Origin of the sequence: Mesorhizobium comanense, from assembly GCF_005503535.1 — a bacterium.
Classification (GTDB): Bacteria; Pseudomonadota; Alphaproteobacteria; order Rhizobiales; family Rhizobiaceae; genus Mesorhizobium; species Mesorhizobium comanense.
Window position 1 is genome coordinate 193,289 of sequence record NZ_SCNN01000009.1, and the last position, 20,391, is coordinate 213,679.

At 62.3% G+C, this 20,391-nt stretch carries 16 protein-coding genes; 5 read left to right on the forward strand and 11 right to left on the reverse strand.

The features are described 5' to 3' along the window. From glgA to FFS37_RS17615, 7 genes are all read right to left on the reverse strand, one after another. Nucleotides 1-1,446, reverse strand: coding sequence for a glycogen synthase GlgA (gene glgA / locus FFS37_RS17585; protein ID WP_137932218.1), 1,446 nt, complete (start codon nucleotides 1,444-1,446; stop codon nucleotides 1-3). An 84-nt stretch (nucleotides 1,447-1,530) separates the two neighbouring features. Continuing rightward, nucleotides 1,531-2,796 (reverse strand): glucose-1-phosphate adenylyltransferase, encoded by a 1,266-nt coding sequence (glgC, locus tag FFS37_RS17590; RefSeq protein WP_137932219.1) that lies wholly within the window; start codon nucleotides 2,794-2,796, stop codon nucleotides 1,531-1,533. A gap of 22 nt (nucleotides 2,797-2,818) precedes the next feature. Continuing rightward, a complete protein-coding gene (gene glgB, locus FFS37_RS17595; RefSeq protein ID WP_137932220.1) occupies nucleotides 2,819-5,032 on the reverse strand; it encodes a 1,4-alpha-glucan branching protein GlgB in 2,214 nt (737 codons plus the stop codon). Nucleotides 5,033-5,228: 196 nt separating this feature from the next. Next, complete coding sequence (locus FFS37_RS17600; RefSeq protein WP_137932283.1) at nucleotides 5,229-7,691, reverse strand: glycogen/starch/alpha-glucan phosphorylase; 2,463 nt, start codon at nucleotides 7,689-7,691, stop codon at nucleotides 5,229-5,231. Nucleotides 7,692-7,824: 133 nt separating this feature from the next. Beyond that, nucleotides 7,825-8,604 carry an ATP-binding cassette domain-containing protein gene (locus FFS37_RS17605; RefSeq protein ID WP_137932221.1) on the reverse strand — a complete coding sequence of 260 codons (780 nt, stop codon included), beginning with the start codon at nucleotides 8,602-8,604 and terminating at the stop codon, nucleotides 7,825-7,827. Further along, the gene (locus FFS37_RS17610; RefSeq protein ID WP_137932222.1) at nucleotides 8,601-9,683 is read right to left on the reverse strand and encodes an ABC transporter permease; all 1,083 of its coding nucleotides are present in this window, start codon (nucleotides 9,681-9,683) and stop codon (nucleotides 8,601-8,603) included. Before FFS37_RS17610 ends, FFS37_RS17605 begins: the two co-directional genes overlap by 4 nt. Nucleotides 9,684-9,778: 95 nt before the next feature. Further along, complete coding sequence (locus FFS37_RS17615; RefSeq protein ID WP_232375704.1) at nucleotides 9,779-10,756, reverse strand: sugar ABC transporter substrate-binding protein; 978 nt, start codon at nucleotides 10,754-10,756, stop codon at nucleotides 9,779-9,781. Between the two features lie 268 nt (nucleotides 10,757-11,024). Here FFS37_RS17615 and FFS37_RS17620 point away from each other — a divergent pair, with 268 nt between their 5' ends. The 4 genes from FFS37_RS17620 to FFS37_RS17635 all read left to right on the forward strand — a co-directional run bounded on the left by FFS37_RS17620 (nucleotide 11,025) and on the right by FFS37_RS17635 (nucleotide 15,021). Beyond that, complete coding sequence (locus tag FFS37_RS17620) at nucleotides 11,025-12,251, forward strand: ROK family protein (protein WP_137932224.1); 1,227 nt, start codon at nucleotides 11,025-11,027, stop codon at nucleotides 12,249-12,251. Then, entirely contained in the window at nucleotides 12,252-12,698 is a 447-nt protein-coding gene (locus FFS37_RS17625) for an RbsD/FucU family protein (protein ID WP_137932225.1), read from the forward strand. It abuts the gene before it with no gap. Then, nucleotides 12,695-13,618, forward strand: a complete 924-nt coding sequence (locus tag FFS37_RS17630; protein ID WP_137932226.1) for a carbohydrate kinase family protein — start codon at nucleotides 12,695-12,697, stop codon at nucleotides 13,616-13,618. The genes FFS37_RS17625 and FFS37_RS17630 overlap by 4 nt, the downstream gene beginning before the upstream one ends. A gap of 260 nt (nucleotides 13,619-13,878) precedes the next feature. After that, nucleotides 13,879-15,021: a DegT/DnrJ/EryC1/StrS family aminotransferase gene (locus tag FFS37_RS17635; RefSeq protein WP_137932227.1), complete on the forward strand. Its 1,143-nt coding sequence runs from the start codon at nucleotides 13,879-13,881 to the stop codon at nucleotides 15,019-15,021. 74 nt (nucleotides 15,022-15,095) lie between these two features. Here the strand turns inward: FFS37_RS17635 and FFS37_RS17640 are convergent, their stop codons facing one another. The 4 genes from FFS37_RS17640 to cysD are packed head-to-tail and all read right to left on the reverse strand — an operon-like array spanning nucleotide 15,096 to nucleotide 20,069. After that, nucleotides 15,096-16,352 (reverse strand): O-antigen ligase family protein, encoded by a 1,257-nt coding sequence (locus FFS37_RS17640; RefSeq protein WP_137932228.1) that lies wholly within the window; start codon nucleotides 16,350-16,352, stop codon nucleotides 15,096-15,098. Nucleotides 16,353-16,412: 60 nt separating this feature from the next. Next, nucleotides 16,413-17,213 carry a 3'(2'),5'-bisphosphate nucleotidase CysQ gene (cysQ, locus tag FFS37_RS17645; RefSeq protein WP_171026313.1) on the reverse strand — a complete coding sequence of 267 codons (801 nt, stop codon included), beginning with the start codon at nucleotides 17,211-17,213 and terminating at the stop codon, nucleotides 16,413-16,415. Nucleotides 17,214-17,223: 10 nt separating this feature from the next. Next, nucleotides 17,224-19,161, reverse strand: a complete 1,938-nt coding sequence (cysN, locus tag FFS37_RS17650) for a sulfate adenylyltransferase subunit CysN (protein WP_171026314.1) — start codon at nucleotides 19,159-19,161, stop codon at nucleotides 17,224-17,226. A gap of 2 nt (nucleotides 19,162-19,163) precedes the next feature. After that, nucleotides 19,164-20,069 carry a sulfate adenylyltransferase subunit CysD gene (cysD, locus tag FFS37_RS17655; protein ID WP_137932231.1) on the reverse strand — a complete coding sequence of 302 codons (906 nt, stop codon included), beginning with the start codon at nucleotides 20,067-20,069 and terminating at the stop codon, nucleotides 19,164-19,166. A 38-nt stretch (nucleotides 20,070-20,107) separates the two neighbouring features. Between cysD and FFS37_RS17660 the strand changes: the two genes are divergently transcribed. Next, nucleotides 20,108-20,368, forward strand: a complete 261-nt coding sequence (locus FFS37_RS17660) for a hypothetical protein (RefSeq protein ID WP_137932232.1) — start codon at nucleotides 20,108-20,110, stop codon at nucleotides 20,366-20,368. Nucleotides 20,369-20,391 lie beyond the last annotated feature (23 nt).

Consider the following 20,391-nt stretch of genomic DNA (forward strand, 5'->3'; position numbering starts at 1 on the left):
TCAGGCAACCCTTTTCGAAAGCAGCAAGCGGTAGAGTTCAACGTATTTTCCGGCACTTCGATCCCACGACACATCGCTCTTCATGCCCTGGCGCTGGATGGCTTCGAAAGTCGCCGGGGAAGCATGTGCGTCGGCCAGGCGGCGGATCGCATGCAGCAGCGCACCGCCATTGTTGGGTGCGAACTGGAAACCGGTGGCGACGCCCGCGGCAAGTGCGGCCTCGTTGGCGTCGATGATGGTGTCGGCGAGGCCGCCGGTGTGGGCAACCACCGGCACGCAGCCATAGCGCAGGCCGTAAAGCTGCGTCAGCCCGCAGGGTTCGAAACGCGAGGGAATGACGATCGCGTCGCAGCCGCCCTGCATGATGTGGGACAAGCCCTCGTCATAACCGACCACCACGCCGATACGGCCACGGTGTCGTGCGGCGGCGGCGAGCAGCGCGCCTTCCAGGCCCGCATCGCCCGAGCCCAGTATGGCCAGCCGCGCGCCCGTCGCGACGATGCCGTCGACCGCCGTCGCCAGGATGTCCATGCCCTTTTGCCAGGTCAGGCGGCTGACGACGCAGACGATCGGGCTGTCGTCGCGGTCGAGGCCGAAGCGATCCTCCACGGCGGCCCGGTTCGGCGCGCGGGCTTTCAGCGTCTCGGCCGTATAGGTCGACACCAGATGCGTGTCGGTCTGCGGATCCCATATGGCGGTGTCGATGCCGTTGACGATGCCGTAGAGATCGCTGGAGCGCATATTGATGAGGCCATCGAGCCCCATGCCGAATTCGGGAGAGCGTATCTCCTGCGCGTAGGTCGGGCTGACGGTGGTGATGGCCCAGGCCGCTTGAAGTCCGGCCTTGAGGAAGCCCACGCCGCCGTAATATTCAACGCCGTCCAGCGCCATCGCCACAGCCGGCAGGCCAAGTTCGCCGAAAATGCCGGCGCCGAACTGGCCCTGGAAGGCGAGATTGTGGACGGTCATCATCGACGGCGTACCGACCGCCTTGCCGTAGCGCATATAGGCAAGCGTCATCGCCGACTGCCAATCATGGGCATGCACGATATCGGGCAGATAACCTGAGATCGCGCCGCCGGCGATGTCGGCGCCGGCCTGGCTCAGCGCCGCGAAACGGCGCCAATTGTCGGGCCAGTCCGCACCCGATGCATTGCCATAGGGACCACCCGGGCGGTCGAACAGATGCGGCGCATCGAGCACGAAGAGACTGAGCCCGGCGACCTCGACTGCGTGGATGGAAGCCTTGCCGCCTTGCAGCGACGGGTACTGATAGACGGCCTTCTTTTTCTTGAACGCCGCCATCACGACGGGGAAGCCGGGAACAAGCGTGCGCATCGTCACGCCCTTGGCCGCGAGCGCGATCGGCAGCGCACCGGTCACATCGGCAAGTCCGCCGGTCTTGATCAGCGGAAAAATCTCTGGTGTGACCGACAGAACCTGCATGCGTTTATGGTCCGATCCTGTCCAACTCTTTGTTTTTGCGTAATTCCGGACGGAAAACCGTTTTCCACCTTTCCGGAACGGCTCCTAGAGCTTGAGCTTGTCGATCATGTCTTGGGTCACCAGGCAGATGCCCTTTTCAGAGACCCGAAAACGCTTGGCGTCGAGTGCGGGATTTTCCCCTATCACCAAGCCTTCCGGTATCCTTACACCGTGGTCAATGACGACGCGCTTCAACTTTGCGTTCCGGCCGACATGAACGTCGGGCAGCATGACGACCTCCTCCAGCGTCGAATAGGAATTGATGCGCGCGCCGGTAAAGATCAGGCTTTTCTTCAGCGTCGCGCCGGACACGATGCAGTCGCCCGACACCAGCGAAGAGACGGCCGAGCCGCGCCTGCCGTCCTCGTCATGGACGAATTTTGCCGGCGGCTTCAACTCGGCGTAGGTCCAGATCGGCCAGTCGCGATCATAGAGGTCGAGCTCAGGCGTGACGTCTGTCAGATCGATGTTGGCTTCCCAATAGGCGTCGACCGTGCCCACGTCGCGCCAGTAAGCCTCGTTCTCGGCGGTCGAGCGCACGCAGGACTTGGCGAAGCGGTGGGCGATCGCCTTACCGTGCTGGACGATATAGGGAATGATGTCCTTGCCGAAATCGCGGCTCGATCCGGGCTCGGCGGCGTCGCGGCGCAACTGTTCCATGAGAAACTTGGTCTTGAACACGTAGATGCCCATCGAGGCCAGCGCATAGTCCGGCTTGTCGGGAATGCCGGGCGGATCGGCCGGCTTCTCGATGAAGGAGATGATGGTGTCCTTGGCGTCGACATGCATGACGCCGAAACCGGTCGCTTCCATGCGCGGCACTTCCAGGCAGCCGACCGTGACATCGGCGCCGGCGTCTACGTGCTGGCGCAGCATCAGCTCGTAATCCATCTTGTAGATATGGTCGCCGGCCAGGATCACCATGTATTCGGGACCATAGGCCTCGATGATGTCGATGTTCTGGTAGACCGCGTCGGCGGTGCCTTCATACCATTGCGTCTCCGACACGCGCTGGCTGGCCGGCAGGATGTCGAAGCTCTCGTTTCGTTCGGGGCGCAGAAAGTTCCAGCCGCGCTGCAGGTGGCGGATCAGCGAATGCGCCTTGTACTGGGTGGCGACGCCGAGGCGGCGAATGCCGGAATTGAGCGCATTGGAGAGCGCGAAATCGATGATGCGGGTCTTGCCGCCGAAATAGACCGCCGGCTTGGCGCGCCGGTCGGTCAGTTCCTTGAGGCGGCTGCCGCGCCCGCCGGCCAGCACATAGGCCATGGCATCGCGGGCCAGCGGCTGGGTTCGTTTCATATCCACCATGGTTTTCACCCTCCCCGGTTACTCAGTCTGGAACATATTCAAGCATGATCGTGGCCAGCGGCGGCAAAAGCATCGTCGCGGAAATGCCGCCTGTTTGCGCCCGCGCCTCGACGGTGCCGCCATTGCCCATGCCCGACCCGCCATATTCGGAAGCGTCGGTGTTGATGATCTCGCGCCACTTGCCGGACTTCGGCAGCGGCACGCGATAATTGTCGCGGGGCACCGGCGTGAAGTTGGAAACGACGGCAACCGGATTGCCGCCCGGCGCGTTGCGCAGCCATGCGAAAACCGAGTTCTGACTGTCGTCGACGATCAACCAGGAGAAGCCATCCGGTTCGCAGTCCCGGCCGTGCAGCGCTGGGCGCGAGCGGTAGAGGTAGTTGAGGTCGCGCACCGTCTGCCAGACGCCGCGGTGCGGGCGAAAATCGAGCAGGTTCCAGTCGAGCGCACGCGCCTCGCTCCACTCGCGGCGCTGCGCGAACTCCTGCCCCATGAACAGCAGCTTCTTGCCGGGATAGCCCCACATGAAGCCGTAATAGGCCCGCAAGGTCGCGAATTTCTGCCAGTCGTCGCCCGCCATCTTGCCAAGCAGCGTGCCTTTGCCATGTACCACCTCGTCATGCGACAGCGGCAGCACGAAATTCTCGGAGAAGGCGTAGGTAAGCCCGAACGTCAGGTCGTTGTGGTGGTGCTTGCGGAAAATCGGCTCCTTGGAAAAATACTCCAGCGTGTCGTGCATGAAGCCCATGTTCCACTTGAAGCCGAAGCCCAGCCCGCCTTCATGGACTGGCGCCGAGACCTTCGGCCATGAAGTCGATTCCTCGGCCACGGTCATCACGCCGGGATGGTGGGCGTAGAGCTCCTTGTTCATCTTCTGCAGGAAGCTGACCGCCTCGAGGTTCTCGCGCCCGCCCTTCTCGTTGGGGATCCACTCGCCCTGCTTGCGTGAATAGTCGAGGTAAAGCATCGAGGCGACCGCATCCACGCGAAGCCCGTCGACGTGATATTTTTCGGCCCAGAACAGCGCGTTGTTGACCAGGAACGACACCACCTCACGGCGGCCGAAATTGTAGATCGCGGTGTTCCAGTCGGGATGAAAGCCCTTGCGCGGGTCGGCGTGCTCGTAAAGCGCAGTGCCATCGAAGTGGACAAGGCCGTGCTCGTCGACCGGGAAATGCGCCGGCACCCAGTCGAGGATGACACCGACCCCGGCACGATGGGCGCCGTCCACGAAGCGGGCAAAGCCATCGGGGTCGCCGAAGCGCGCGGACGGCGCGTAGAGGCCCGTCGTCTGATAGCCCCAGGAGGGATCATAGGGATGTTCGGAGATCGGCATGAATTCGATATGGGTAAAACCGGTCTCGACGACATAAGGGATCAGCCGGTCGGCGAGTTCATCCCAGGACAGGAAGGTGCCATCGTCGCGAAGCTGCCAGGAGCCGGCATGCACCTCATAGATCGACACCGCCTCGCGCCGCGGATCGGCATTGCGCCAGAAATTGCGATGCGCCTCGTCCCCCCACTGGTGGGCCGGCGGAACCGCCGTCACGGACGCGGTGGCCGGCCGCAATTCAGATTTGAAGGCGAACGGATCGGCCTTGAGCGGCAATCTCACCCCGTCAGATCCAATGATCTCATATTTGTAGGGCCGGCCGGCGCCGATATCGGGAATGAACACTTCCCAGATGCCGGTATCGCGGCGATCGCGCATCGAATGACGGCGACCGTCCCAGTCGTTGAAATCGCCGACCACGGAGACGCGCCGCGCATTTGGCGCCCAGACGGCGAAATGCACGCCGGTGGCGCCCTCATGTTCGATGACATGCGCACCAAGCTTGTCGAACAATCGCAGGTGCGAACCCTCGGCGATGTAATAGTCGTCCATCGGTCCGAGCACCGGGCCAAATGAATACGGGTCGGTCAGCCACCAGTCGCCGCCGGCGTTCCTGGCGTGGTAGCGCAGCGGCTGGCGCTTCCTGAGCGACAGCTTGCCTTCGAAGAAACCGGCATCGTCGCGCCGGGACAATTCTCCAGCCTTGGTGCCCGTCAGCGTATAGGCGGTGACGGATTCGGCATGGGGAACGAAGCAGCGGGCAAACAGGCTTTTGCCGATTTCATGGACACCGAGGACCGCGAAGGAATCGCCGTGCGTGCCGGCGACAATTGCCGCAACATCGCTGGCTGGCGCCAGCCCGTCCGGCCCGCTTGTCGCAGCGGTCGCGCGCGGCTTCCTCATCAGGCGGTCGCCCTCCCCAGGCACCTAGAACCTGTTCCAACCCGATGAAATCGGAGTGGAACAAGCTCTATCTCCTTGTTTGAGCATGATCTCCCGACAAACGGAAACGTTTGTCCGAGAAGGCCAGATTCCACTTTTCAGGATCATGCTTCAGTCTTTTGTTTGAGCCACATTGCCGTGGCCTCATGCAACCATATCAGACGGGTACGTTCCAGATTTCTTTCGCGTATTGGCGGATTGTGCGATCGGACGAGAACCAGCCGACCCGCGCGACGTTGCGGATCGCCATGGCATACCATTGCGGGCTGTTGCGCCAGGCCGCGTCGACGTCGCGCTGGCAGGCGGCATAGGCGTCGAAATCGGCGGCAACCATGAACCAGTCGCTGTTGTAGAGGCCGTTGATGAGGTCGCGGTAGCGGTCGGGGTCATCAGGCGAAAACACCCCCGACGAAACCGCCGCGACCGCCTGCGCCAGTTCGGGAGAGGCTTCGATGACGCCGCGCGGATTGTAGCCATTGCTGCGCCGCTCGGCGACCTCGGCCGTCGTCAGGCCGAAGATGAAGATGTTGTCGTCGCCGACATGCTCCTTGATCTCGACATTGGCGCCGTCGAGCGTGCCGATGGTCACCGCGCCGTTGAGCGCGAATTTCATGTTGCCGGTGCCGGACGCTTCCATGCCCGCCGTCGATATCTGCTCGGAGAGATCGGCGGCCGGCATCAGCACTTCGGCCAGGCTGACATTGTAGTTCGGCACGAACACGACCTTCAGCAGGCCGCGCACCGACGGATCGCCATTGATGACCCTGGCGACGTCGTTGGCGAGTTTGATGATCAGCTTGGCGTTGTGGTAGCTGGGCGCGGCCTTGCCGCCGAAAAACTTCACGCGCGGCATCCAGTCGCGCTCGGGGTGCGAGCGGATCTGGTCATAGAGCGCGATCGCCTCCAGGATATTGAGCAGCTGGCGCTTGTATTCGTGGATGCGCTTCACCTGGATGTCGAAGAGCGCCGACGGGTCGAGCTTGATGCCAAGCCGGTCGGCGACGAGATTGGCGAGCCGCGCCTTGTTCTGCCGCTTCACGGCGGCGAATTTGTCGCGGAACGCGGCATCGGTCGCGAAGGCGTCGAGGCCCTTGATCGCCTCGATATCGTCGAGGAAGCGGTCGCCGATCGCCTCGCGGGCCAGTGATGTCAGGCCAGGATTGCACTGGATGAGCCAGCGCCGCGGCGTGATGCCGTTGGTCTTGTTGTTGATGCGGTCGGGATAGAGCCTGTGGAGATCGGCGAACACCGTCTCCTTCATCAGTTCGGTATGCAGCGCCGAAACGCCGTTGATCGAATGCGAGCCGACGAAGGCAAGATTGCCCATGCGCACGCGGCGGTCGCCATTTTCCTGGATCAGCGAAATACGGCTGATCTGGTCGCCGGAGAACTGGTTGGTGGCGCGCGCCTCGAGCAGCACCTGGGCGTTGATGGCATAGACGATCTGCATGTGGCGCGGCAAAAGCCGTTCGAACAGCGGCACCGGCCAGCTTTCCAGCGCCTCCGGCAACAATGTGTGGTTGGTGTAGCCGAAGGTGCGCTTGGTGATGTCCCAGGCAAGATCGAAGTCCATGCCGTGGACATCCATCAAGAGCCGCATCAGTTCAGGCACGGCGATCGCGGGATGGGTGTCGTTCAGATGGATCGCGGCCTTGTCGGGCAGCGACCGCAGGTCGCCATACTGGCTGAGGTGGCGCTGGACGATGTCCTGCAGCGAAGCGGTCGAGAAGAAGTATTCCTGCCGCAGCCTGAGCTCCTGTCCGGCCATGTGGGAATCGGCGGGATAGAGCACGCGCGAAAGCGCATCGGCCTTGTTGCTTTCGGCCAGCGCACCGATGTGGTCGCCGGCATTGAACTTGTCGAGCAGGATCGGATCGACCGGCATGCCCGACCACAGCCGCAGCGTGTTGACGCGCTTGGCGCGCCAGCCGGCCACGGGCGTGTCGTAAGCCACCGCAAGCACATGCTCGGTCGGTTTCCAGACATGCCGTTCGAGACGGCCGTCCCTGGAGGTGATCGATTCCACCGAACCGCCGAACCCGACCTCGAACGAGCGTTCGCGGCGCTCGAATTCCCACGGATTGCCGTGGTCGAGCCAGGTCTCCGGCAATTCGACCTGCCAGCCATCGTGAATCTCCTGGCGGAACATGCCGTTGGCGTAGCGGATGCCGTAGCCGTGCGCGGGAATGTCGACGGTCGCCATGCTTTCCATGAAACAGGCGGCGAGCCGGCCGAGACCGCCATTGCCGAGCGCCGCATCCGGCTCGAGGGCGGCGATCAGGTCGAGATCGACGCCGAGCGACGACAGCGCCTCGCGCATGCTCTCCATCAGGCCGAGATTGGAAAAGGCGTCGCGCATCAGACGCCCGATGAGGAATTCGAGCGAGAGATAGTAGACGCGCTTCTCCTGCTGGTCGTAGGCCTCTTTCGTCGCCTGCATCCAGTGATCCACGACGCGATCCCGCACGACCTTGATCGAGGCGGTGAGCCAGTCATGCGGGGTGGCGACGGTGGTGTCCTTGCCGACCCGGTACTTCAGGGACATCAAGACTTCTTCGGCGAGCGTCCTGGGGTCGGGATTGTCGAGAGCGGGGGCTTCGATGGTCATGGCGGGTGTCATATCGCCTCTCGTTCGGTTGGCCTGATCATAGCGGCTTTCACCGTTCATCCCAGCCCATCCTACTGCATCGCAACATATGTTCAATCGATTTAGAAGACGACCCGGCCAGCAATATCATCGGAAGCTTCGAGGTTCATGCCGCCAGCGCTTCCGGAGGCGCCTTGGCTCCCGTCATGAAGGCCACTGCGTCCGACATTGTATATTGCTTGGGATCGATGACGGCGAGGCGACGGCCGAGGCGATGGATATGGATCCGGTCCGCCACCTCGAAGACATGCGGCATGTTGTGCGAGATCAAGACGATCGGCAGGCCGCGCTTCTTGACGTCGAGGATGAGTTCGAGCACCCGGCGGCTTTCCTTGACGCCCAGCGCAGCGGTCGGTTCGTCCATGATGACCACTTTCGACCCGAAGGCGGCGGCGCGCGCGACCGCCACACCCTGGCGCTGGCCGCCCGACAGCGTTTCCACCGCCTGGCTGATGTTCTGGATGGTCATAAGGCCAAGTTCGGTCAGTTTTTCGCGGGCGCGCTTTTCCATGGCCGGACGATCGAGCATGCGAAGCCATTGACCGACGAAACCAGGCTTGCGGATCTCGCGGCCGAGAAACATGTTGTCGGCGATCGACAAAGCCGGTGACAATGCCAGGTTCTGATAGACGGTCTCGATCCCGGCTTCGCGTGCCTCCATCGGCGACTTGAAGGCGATGGGCTTGCCTTCCAACCGGATCTCCCCCTCGTCGGGGACAACCGCGCCGGAAATCGCCTTGATGAGCGACGATTTGCCAGCGCCATTGTCACCGATGACGGCGAGAATTTCGCCGGGGTAGAGATCGAAATCGGCGCTGTCGAGAGCGGTAACACGGCCATAGCGCTTGACGAGGCCACGCGCGGTAAGGATGGGTTGCTGGGTCATCCCGAAATCTTTCTGATCCACTGGTCGATGCCGACCGCGACGATAATGAGGGCGCCGACGGACAATTGCGTCCATTGCGGGTCAGTCCCCCACAGGCGCAGCCCCAACGCGAACACACCAACGATAAGCGCACCGAAGATGGTGCCGAGGATGGAGCCGCGCCCGCCAAACAGCGAAGTACCGCCGATGACGACAGCTGTGATGGAATTGATGTTCTCGAACTGGCCGGCTTGCGGCGATACAGACCCGATGCGCCCGATCAGGGCCCAGCCGGCAATGGCGCAGATGAGGCCGGTCAGCGTATAGACCGCGAGCAACATCCGGTCGACGCGAACACCGGAGAGTTCGGCCGCTTCCGGGTCGTCGCCCACCGCATAGACATGCCGCCCCCAGGCAGTGTGGTTGAGCACATACCAGGCGATCGCCGCCATGATCAGCATCAGAAGCACGCCATAGGTGAAGACGGCGCCGCCGACCTTGAACGAGCCGCCGAAGAACTGCAGCAAGGGCGCTGTGGCCTCGAGATCCTGGCTGCGGATGGTCTCGTTGCCCGAATAGATGAAATTGATCGCGGCGTAGATTGACCATGTGCCGAGCGTCACGATGAAGGGCGGCAGCTTTACCCGGGCGATCAGGAAGCCGTTTATCAGGCCGCAGATCGCGCCGACCAGCAGGCCGACCGCGACCGCCACCGGCGCGGGAACGCCGTAGTGCATGGCGAACTGCCCCATGACGACCGAGCTCAACACCATGATGGCGCCGACGGAAAGGTCGATGCCGGCGGTCAGCACCACCAGTGTCTGCGCGATGCCGACCATGCCGGTAATCGCCACCTGCTGAAGGATCAGCGTCAGCGTGAAGGGAGAAAAGAACCGCCCGCCAACGACAATGGCAAACAGGATCACCGACAGGAGCAAGATGATGAGCGGCACCATCGCGGGGCTTTTGTGCAGCCGGTGCTGGATGCTTTCCAGCGCTGTTCGAGAGTGGGTATCGAACGAAGCAACATTCCTGTCGCTTGCGTCCAGGGTCTTTTCGAACTCTTGCGGTCCACTGACTTTGGTCGTCTCGACGCTCAACGCAGCCTCCCAGCCCAAGGGATGGAGCGGCTGATGCCGCTCCACCCTGTTATTCTTATTGTTGATGCAATGATTGAGCCGGTTGGCGGCTCAAATCAACCCCAGCACTTTCCGAGGCCTGCCTTGGTGTCGATGGAATCGACACCGGCGGCCGGCTTGTCGGTGATGAGGGTGACGCCGGTGTTGTAGAAGTTCAGGCCCGGCGACGGCTCCGGCTTCTTGCCGGTGTCGGCGAAGGCTTTAATCGCCTCGATGCCGAGCGAAGCCATCAGCAGCGGATATTGCTGCGCGGTGGCGCCGATGATGCCTTCCGCGACGTTCTTGACGCCGGGGCAGCCGCCGTCGATCGAAACGATCAACACGTCCTTCTCCTTGCCGACGGCTTTCAGCGCCTGGTAGGCGCCGGCGGCCGCTGGCTCGTTGATGGTATAGACGACGTTGATGTTGGGATCCTTCTGCAGGCAATTCTCCATGGCGGTATGGCCGCCATCTTCATTGCCGCCCGACAGATCGTGGCAAACATTGCGCGGATCCGTCTCGTCACCGATTTTCTTGGGATCCTTCACGTCGATGCCGAAGCCCGTCATGAAACCCTGATCGCGCTGCACGTCGACCGAGGGCTGGCTGGCGATCAGGTCCATGTAGGCGATATGGGCATCCTTGGCCTTGTCGCCGAGAGTTGCCTTCGCCCACGAGCCGATGAGCTCGCCCGCCTTGAAGTTATCGGTCGCGAACGTGGCGTCGGCGGCGTCGGCCGGCTCGAGCTGTGTGTCCAGCGCGATGACGAGGAGGCCGGCATCGCGCGCCTTCTTCACCGCCGGCACGATCGCGGCGGTATCCGTTGCGGTGATCAATATGCCCTTGGCGCCATCGGCGATGCAGGATTCGATCGCCGCGACCTGGCCTTCATTGTCGCCTTCCGCCTTGCCGGCATAGGCCTTGAGGTCAACGCCGATTTCCTTGGCCTTGGCGGTAGCGCCCTCCTTCATCTTGACGAAGAAGGGATTGGTATCGGTCTTGGTGATCAGGCAGGCGCTGACGCCGGCCGCGGAAGCTGACGAGGCGAATGCCATCAGGCCCAGAGCGGCGGCCGCGAAAACGGTGGACTTCAACAGTTTTGCATTGGTCACGATTTTCCTCCCAGTGGAACATTTCGGATGCCGGCCAACCGGCATCCACGCGGCATCCAGGCGAACTCTCCCGGCGCGGATGCCAGGCTCAAAAAACACCAGACCACGCTGGCTGTCAATAATTAAATCACTCTTATTTATTATTGACACACTTGCGCCATTAACCCATTCTGCCGCAAAAGCAGTGAGGGGAAACGACGGGAGGATCAGGGTGGAAACCGCCATCGCGAGGCACGGTTCGCCCGAAGCGAATGAGAGCCTTATTCATCGCGGCACCAACCAGAGCGGTATGCGCGACCACAACGAGCGGCTTGTTCTGTCGCTGGTGCGCCAGCATGCCAGCCTGGCGAAGTCCGACATCGCCCGCATGACCGGACTTTCGGCGCAGACGGTTTCGGTCATCATGCGCGAACTCGAGGAGGAAGGCCTGCTGCTGCGTCAGGCGCCTTTGCGCGGCAAGATCGGCCAACCCTCCATCCCGATGGCGCTCAATCCGGAAGGCGCCTTCTTCATCGGCCTCAAAATCGGCCGCCGCAGCGCCGAACTGGTGCTGATCGATTTTCTGGGAAACGTGCGCTCGATGCTGCAGCATTCCTATCGCTATCCCGCGCCGCGCGAGACCGTGGAATTCGTCACATCCGGCATGAAAAAGATGCGTGGCGAACTGACGCCGGCGCAGGACAAGCGCATCGCGGGCCTCGGCATCGCCATGCCCTTCGAACTCTGGAACTGGGCCGACACGGCGGGCGCGCCGCGCGAAGTCATGGATGAATGGCGCCATCGCGACATCCGCGCCGACATCCAGGCGCAGTGTGATTTTCCGGTCTATCTGCAGAACGATGCCACCTCGGCCTGCGGTGCCGAGCTGGTTTTCGGCCAGGCGAGCGCGGCGCGTGATTTCGTCTATTTCTACATCGGCGCTTTCGCCGGTGGCGGCATCGTGCTCAACGGCCGGCTCTTCGGCGGCCCGACCGGCAACGCGGGCGCACTCGGTTCTATGCCCGTGCCGGGGCCGGACGGAAAGCCGGCGCAATTGATCGACGTGGCTTCGATCGCCATGCTGGAGAAGGCACTCAGCGCCAAGGGCGTCGACGGATCCTATCTCTGGACCTCGCCGCAGGAGTGGGGCGAGATCGGCGCCGAGCTGGACGACTGGATCGCCAGCGCCTCGCGCGCACTTGCCTATGCCATCGTCGCCGCGTCCTCGGTCATCGATTTCGAGGCCGCCGTGATCGACGGCTGGATGCCGCTTGCCGTGCGACGCCGGCTGGTCGATGCGGTCATTGCGGCGATGGCGGCGATCGACGGCGAGGGCCTGAGACTTCCGGCCGTCCGCGAGGGAAGCGTCGGCATCCACGCGCGGGCGCTCGGCGGCGCCAGCCTGCCGCTTTCCGAACGCTTCCTGATCGGCTCGACGACCATTTCCAGGAGTGCCTGAATGCTGATCGGTATCCCGGCGCTGCTCGGTCCTGAGCTTCTGGCGACCTTGCGCGCCATGGGCCATGGCGACGAGATCGCCCTGGTCGATGGAAACTATCCCGCGCAGGAGCAGGCAAGGCGCCTGGTCAGGGCTGACGGCCATGCTCTCATTCCGGTGCTCGACGCCATACTGAGCGTCCTGCCTGTCGATGACGTCGTGCCGGAGGCACTGTTTCGCGCCTCGGTGAAGGGAGATCCGTCGCTCGCCGACCCGGTCCATCATGAGATCGAGGCGATCTGCGCCAAACGCGCGCCGGGTCGCAAGGTGGTTGCGCTGGCCGGCGCCGACTTCTATGCACGGGTCAAATCGGCGCATGCCATCGTCGCGACGAGCGAGCCCAGGCTTTACGCCAACATCATCATCCGCAAGGGCGTGATTCATCCGCCGGAGACCAGGAAGCCATGATCCTCTGCTGCGGCGAAGCCCTTATCGACATGCTGCCGCGCACCACCAGCGAAGGTGAGCCGGCCTTCGCGCCCTATGTCGGCGGGGCCGTCTTCAACAGCGCGATAGCGCTCGGCCGGCTGGGCGCGCCGGCGGGTTTCTTTTCAGGCCTGTCGTCGGACCTGTTCGGCGGCCAGTTCCGGGACGCGTTGGGAGCAAGCAAGGTCAGTTCCACCTACGCCCACACCTCGCCGCGGCCGACGACGCTGGCCTTCGTGAAGCTCACCAACGGCCAGGCGACCTACACATTCTACGACGAGAACACCGCGGGCCGCATGCTCACCATCGAGGACCTGCCGCAACTCGGCAACGAAATCGGGGCGATGCTGTTTGGCGCCATCAGCCTGATTTCGGAGCCCGCCGGCAGTGCGTATGAAGAGTTCATGAGGCGCGAACACGCAGGCCGCGTCATGATGCTGGACCCCAACATCCGGCCGAACTTCATTCCGGACAAGGCAAAGCACCTCAGGCGCATTCGCGCCATGATGGCGATGGCCGACATCGTGAAACTGTCCGACGAGGATCTCCACTGGTTCGGCGAAGCCGGTTCGCATGAGGATGTCGTGCGCAACTGGCTCGAACGCGGCCCCAGGCTGATCGTGGTCACCCATGGCAGCGAGGGCGCGGTTGGCTACACCAGGGATCAGACGGTCACCGTGATGCCGCAAAAAGTCGAAGTGGTCGATACGGTCGGCGCCGGCGACACGTTCAACGCCGGCATCCTGGCCTCCCTGCATGAGCAAGGGCTGCTGTCGAAGGCGGCGATCGCCACGCTATCGGAGGATGCCATCCGCAAGGCCCTGACGCTCGGAGCCAAGGCGGCGGCAGTTACGGTATCGCGCGCAGGCGCTAATCCGCCCTGGCGCCACGAGATTGCCTGATCAACGCTCAACATAAGTTGAGCCAGCCGATCACTTTATGTTTCGCGGCACCGACGGTAGGGGTTATAAAGGCCTGAAAGCGCATGCCGAAGGCCGGATTTCAGGCATCTGGACGGTCTTTTCAGAGGAAAACCGGTAACAGACGGCGCCCCTTTCGCGAGTAGCGGCTTCAGCCGCCCGGCTTTCTCGGCAGGCGCAACTCTGATACCAGCGGGCGCTTATCTGGCTAAACCGCCTGGTTAAACCCGTTTGAGGCCGACATGCAGTTCATAGATCTTGGCGCGCAACGCGAACGAATCCGCGACCGGTTGAAGGCCGCGATCGATCATGTCGTCGAGGACGGCCGTTACATCCTCGGCCCGCAGGTGGCCGAATTCGAGAAGAGGCTCGCCGCCTATATCGGCACCAAGCATGTCGTGGCTTGCGCAAACGGCACCGACGCGCTGCTGCTGCCGCTGTTTGCCTCCGGCATCGGCCCGGGCGACGCGGTCTTCGTGCCGAGCTTCACTTTCGCGGCCACGGCCGAGGTCGTGGCGCTGGCCAAGGCCGAGCCGGTCTTCGTCGATGTCGACGCCAAGACCTACAACATCGACATCGCCAGCCTCGAGGCGGCGATTGCGATGATCAAGAAGGAGGGCCGGCTGAAGCCCAAGGCGATCATCCCGGTCGACCTGTTCGGCCTTGCCGCCGACTATGATGCGATCATGGCCATCGCCAAGCGCGAAGGATTGCTGGTGATCGAAGACGCCGCCCAGTCGATGGGCGGCTCGCTCGACGGCAAGATGTGCGGCGCCTTCGGCCATGTCGGCTCGACCAGCTTCTACCCCGCCAAGCCGCTCGGCTGCTATGGCGATGGCGGCGCGATGTTCACCAATGATGACGAGATGGCCGACAAGCTGCGGTCCTTCGCCTTTCATGGCAAGGGCGAGACGCAGTACGACAACATCCGCGTCGGCATCAACTCGCGACTAGACACGCTGCAGGCGGCGATCCTGATCGAAAAGCTCGCCATTCTCGAGGACGAGATGGTGGCGCGCCAGGTGGTGGCAAACCGTTATTCAGAAGGCCTTGGCGACATCGTCACGGCCGCCCGCAATCTCGACGGCAGCCGTTCGGCATGGGCCCAGTACGCGATCGAAACGCCCAAGCGCGACGGTTTGAGGGCGCATCTGAGCGAAAAGGGCATTCCTTCGGTCATCTATTACGTGAAGCCGCTGCACGAACAGGTCGCCTACCGCGATTACCCACGCACACCGACTGGCCTGGCTGTGTCGGAAGATCTGCCGAAGCGGATCCTGTGCCTGCCGATGCACCCCTATCTCAGCGAAGCCGATCAGGACCGGATCATCGAGACGATCCGCAACTATATCGGCTCGAACTCGGCCCAGGCAGCGGCCGAATAGGCGCGCCCGATCAGTTCGTCTGAGAGTTTCTCCGTTCGGAATTGCTCGACGGCTCGGAGCGATTGTGCGGGCCGTCAACTCGGGATTGCCGCTGTTCGACCCGCGGTCACGCCCTGCATTGCCGGCCCGATAACGGCACGGCAATGCACCAAGCAGATGCCCGCCGTGAAGACCAGCGCCCCCAGGACCCATGACAGCCAGATGCGATGGTCGACTGAAAGTTCGACGACAGCGATGATCAGGCAGTTGCTGGCGATGAAATGGCTGGCGCCGCTCAAGCCGCGAATCATTCTGATGGTCGCCGCCAGCAACGCTCCATAGACGATGATGCCCAAGGCTCCCAGCTCGTACCATAAATCGAATACGATATTGTGTGCGCTCGGCAGGTCGCCCTGCACATAATATGTAGGATTGACCACAACGCCGGCCGCGTCCCTCATCGTATCGGCGCCATGGCCAAGTATCGGCTTGTCCGCGATGTGGGGGGCGATCATCTGCCAAAGATCGAGCCTAGCCGCGAAGGTTCCCGGATAGAAGGCCAGCCATCCCGTCGTCTTGAGGAAAGCGAACGCCGGCGCGGCGATGAAGGGGGCAATCAGGGCGAGGCACAAATAGATGGCGAAGAACCCTACCAAGGCGCGGTGGCGATGTTTCGTGGGAATGACGAACATGACGGCCACGACAACGATCGCCAGAACGACACCGGTCGATTGGCCGTAGACCAACGTCAGTACGGCAAAGAGAGCCGCAAGCCCCTTCCAGGCCAGTTGCGGCTGGGCAAGAAGTATGACGGCAAAAAACGCCCCGTAGACGGTGATCTTGTGAAGGGTGAAGACATTTCCCACAAATCGTGGGTCTTCCGTGAAGAACGCAAAATACAATTCCCAACCCATCACCGACACCAGGCCAATCACCACGCCAAACAATGAAACGCGCGCGAGCCGATCGCGTTGAGCGCAGGAAAGCGCGAGGATGCCCTGAAACAACAGGATGGCGGCGAACGAATAGCCAAACACATCCTTCGCCGCCCCCAGGGAGCGGCTCGCATCGACCGACCACAGGGTGCTCGACAGGACAAAGCCCGACAGAAGCGCAAGCGTCACGGCGAGGCTTATCGTGGCCCTGGAAAGATGGACACCCTTGGTCAAAAGGCTAAGGGCGCCGATGAGGCCGGCAATGAGCGCCAGAACCGTCGGCGACATTTCGACAAAGGCAAAAAGCGCAGGAGCGACGGCGTAGAGGCCCATCAACATCCTGAAGACTATTTCATCGCGACTGCTGGTCCATAGCGGGAAGCCGCCGAAAATGACGGAATGACATTTCTGAAACATTGAACTCGCGACTCAAGGGGGCCCCGCCACAGCATAGTCCATTGGCTGGGGCTTTTCACCTCAACGGCGAGCCGCCTCCCCCGCAAGGCCCTTGCCCTCAGCGATAAAATGCGGATTGGCGAAATCCTCGTCATCGGCCTGGTTGCGCTTGCCGTAGACCAGGGGCCTGCCGTCCAGCGTGCGCGTCGTGCCGCCGGCCGCGCGCAGCACGGCGTCGCCCGCCGCCGTGTCCCATTCCATGGTACGGCCGAAGCGCGGATAGACATCCGCCTCGGCGCTGGCCAGAAGACAGAACTTCAGCGACGATCCTACCGAGACGATCTCGGCCTCCCCGAGGTCGCGAATATAGGCCTCGGTCTCCGGCGTGTTGTGGGATCGGCTGGCGACCACGGCCAGCGGTACTGCCGCCGTTCGTACCGAAATAGGCTGGCGATCGACGATGGTGTAGTCGCCATCGATTTCGAGGGATTCCGCCCTGCCCGGCCGGCCGGAAAAGAACCGGCCGCTGCAGGGCGCGAAAACGACGCCGACTTCCGGCACTCCATGGCGGACAAGCGCGATGTTGACGGTGAAATCGGTGCGGCGGTTGACGAATTCCTTGGTCCCGTCGAGCGGATCGATGAGGAAGAAGGCTTCGCCAAGATCTCCCGGCATGATACCGGCCGCCGCTTCTTCTTCCGCAACGCATGGAATGTCGGGAAATGCGGCGCGCAGGCCGGCCAGAATGATCTTCTCGCTCTCGCGATCCGCCTCGGTCACCGGCGAGGCGTCCGATTTGCGGTCAACCGCGCAGCCGGCGTGGAATACACGCATGACCTCGCGCCCCGCCGCCAAGGCCAGCCGCTCGAAGATTTCAAGCATGGACCTGTCGTCAGATACCGCCGCCATTGTCATATTGGTCTTCGGCAATGTCACGCTCGTTCAGCCAGTGTTCCAGGGCGTCTACCATCTCTTCGGCCGATCTGCCGAGGGTCTTCAGATGGATCTCGGGTTTTTCCGGCGCTTCGTAAGGGGAATCCACGCCAGTGAAGTTCTTGATCTCGCCATTCAGCGCACGGGCATAGAGGCCCTTGGGGTCGCGCCTGGCGCATTCCTCGAAGGGTGTATCGACGAACACCTCGATGAACTCGCCATCGGCCATCAATTCCCTGGCCATGCGCCGCTCGGCACTGAACGGCGAAATGAAGGACACAATGACGATCAGCCCGGCATCAGCCATCAGCTTGGCCACTTCCGCAACGCGGCGGATGTTCTCGACGCGATCGGCATCCGTGAACCCGAGATCGCGGTTGAGGCCGTGACGGACATTGTCGCCGTCCAGGATATAGGTATGGCGGCCGGTGGCGAACAGCTTCTTCTCGAACAGGTTGGCGATCGTCGACTTGCCGGACCCCGAGAGCCCGGTGAACCAGAACACGGCGGGGCGCTGGTTCTTCATATCGGCGCGCACGCGCTTGCCGACATCAAGCGATTGCCAATGGATGTTTTCGGCGCGCCGCAGCGAGTGCACGATCATGCCGGCGCCGACCGTGGCGTTGCTGATGCGGTCGATAAGGATGAAGGCGCCGGTGGCGCGGTTTTCGGCGAAGGGATCGAAAGCGATCGGTGCCCGCGTCGAGATGTTGCAGATGCCGACTTCGTTCATTTCCAGCGACTTGGCCGCCTCGTGCGCGAAATCGTTGACGTTGATGCGGTATTTCAGGTCGGTAACGGTGGCGCTGGTCTGGTCGGTCTCGGTGCGCAGGATATAGGAGCGGCCCGGTAGCAGGGCATGCTCGTCGAACCAGACGATGTTGGCAGCGAACTGGTCGGCAACCTGCGGCCGGGCGGCCGGCGAGACCAGCATGTTGCCCCTGGAAACCTCGACCTCGTCGTCCAGAACCAGCGTGATCGCTTGGCCGGCCACCGCCTGTTTGAGATCGCCGCCATGGGCAACGATGCGTTTGACATGCGAGGATTTGCCGGACTTGGCGACGACAACCTCGTCTCCAGCCGAGACCGAGCCGGATGCGATCGTGCCGGCGAAGCCGCGAAAGTCGAGATTGGGACGATTGACGTACTGCACCGGAAAACGGAACGGCAGCTCGACGGCTGTTTCATCGACCGAAACCGTTTCGAGATGCTCGATAAGGGTCGGTCCGGAATACCAATCGGTGTTTTGCGAGCGGCTGCTGACGTTGTCGCCGTAACGGGCCGACATCGGGATGGGCGCGACGGTGTGGAAGCCGAGATCGCGCGAGAACTGGCGGTAGTCCTCGACAATCCGCTCGAAGACCGCCGGATCGAAATCGACCAGATCGATCTTGTTGACCGCGAGCACGATGTGACGGATGCCGAGCAGCGAGGCGATGATCGAATGGCGCCTGGTCTGTCGCAGCACGCCTTGCCGGGCGTCGACGAGCACGATCGCCAGATCGGCGGTCGAGGCGCCGGTCGCCATGTTGCGGGTATATTGTTCGTGGCCGGGCGTGTCGGCGACGATGAATTTGCGCTTCGGCGTGGCGAAGAAGCGATAGGCGACGTCGATGGTGATGCCCTGTTCGCGCTCGGCCTCCAGCCCGTCGACCAGCAGGGCGAAATCGATGTCGTCGCCGGTCGTGCCGTGCTTGCGGGAATCGCGTTCGAGCGCGGCGAGCTGGTCCTCGAAAATCTGCTTGGTATCGGAAAGCAGACGTCCGATCAGTGTCGACTTGCCGTCATCGACCGAACCGCAGGTCAGGAACCGCAGCAGCGATTTCTTTTCCTGGGCGGCCAGATAGTCGCGGACACCGTCGGTGGGAGCGAGGCTCTTTGCCATGATGTGGCGCATGGTCAGAAATACCCCTCGCGCTTCTTCTTTTCCATCGAGCCGGCTTCATCGCGGTCGATCAGGCGTCCCTGGCGCTCGGACGTGCGCGCGGTCAGCATCTCGCCGACAATGGCTTCGAGCGTGTCGGCATCCGATTCGATAGCGCCGGTCAGCGGGTAACAGCCAAGCGTGCGGAAGCGCACCAGCCGGTCCTCGACGACCTCGCCCGGGCGCAGCTTCATGCGGTCATCGTCCTTGAGGATCAGCATGCCATCGCGCTCGACAACCGGCCGCTTCTTGGCGAAGTAGAGCGGCACGATCGGGATGTTCTCCTGCAGAATGTACTGCCAGATGTCGAGCTCGGTCCAGTTCGACAACGGGAAGACGCGGATCGATTCCCCTTGCGCGATGCGGGTGTTGAAAATCCTCCACATTTCGGGCCGCTGGTTCTTCGGGTCCCAGACATGTTGCGCATTGCGGAACGAGAAGATGCGTTCCTTGGCGCGCGACTTTTCCTCGTCGCGGCGGGCTCCACCGAAAGCGGCATCGAAGCCGTATTTATCGAGCGCCTGCCGCAGCGCCACCGTCTTCATCACATGGGTGTGAGTGTTCGAACCATGGTCGAACGGATTGATGTTGTCGCGCACACCGTCTTCGTTGACATGGACCAGCAGGTCGAAGCCGAGTTTCTGTGCCATCTGATCGCGAAAGGCGATCATCTCACGGAATTTCCACGTGGTATCGACATGAAGAAAGGGAAATGGCGGCTTGGCCGGGTAGAACGCCTTCATTGCCAGATGCATCAGAACGGATGAATCCTTGCCCACCGAATAGAGCATGACAGGCTTTGTGAAGGCCGCGGCGACCTCTCGGAATATGTGGATCGACTCGGCTTCGAGCCGCTGCAGATGCGTAAGCGCTGATATCATGGACTGTGAGCGTTCTTTCGTGCCTTGCGACAGAGACCTTGCGTCAAATCATCGAGCTTTTGGCGCCCGGTTCGAGCTTCGTTTCTGGACAAAGTGGTTCGTGCGGGCGTTCTAGCAGATCGAAGCGCCTGAAAACAATGCAAGACGAGCCCGGCATTCGTTCGCTGGGGAATGAATTTTCCACACTTTCATGCGAACCCGGAAATTTCTGCCCGAGAGCTATCGAGCCGAAGAAATACAGGGAAAAAATTGCCTTGGAAGTGGTGCGCGGCGACCAAACCGCCCATGGCAACCGGTAGCAGGTGGCCGTTTTTCGTCCACA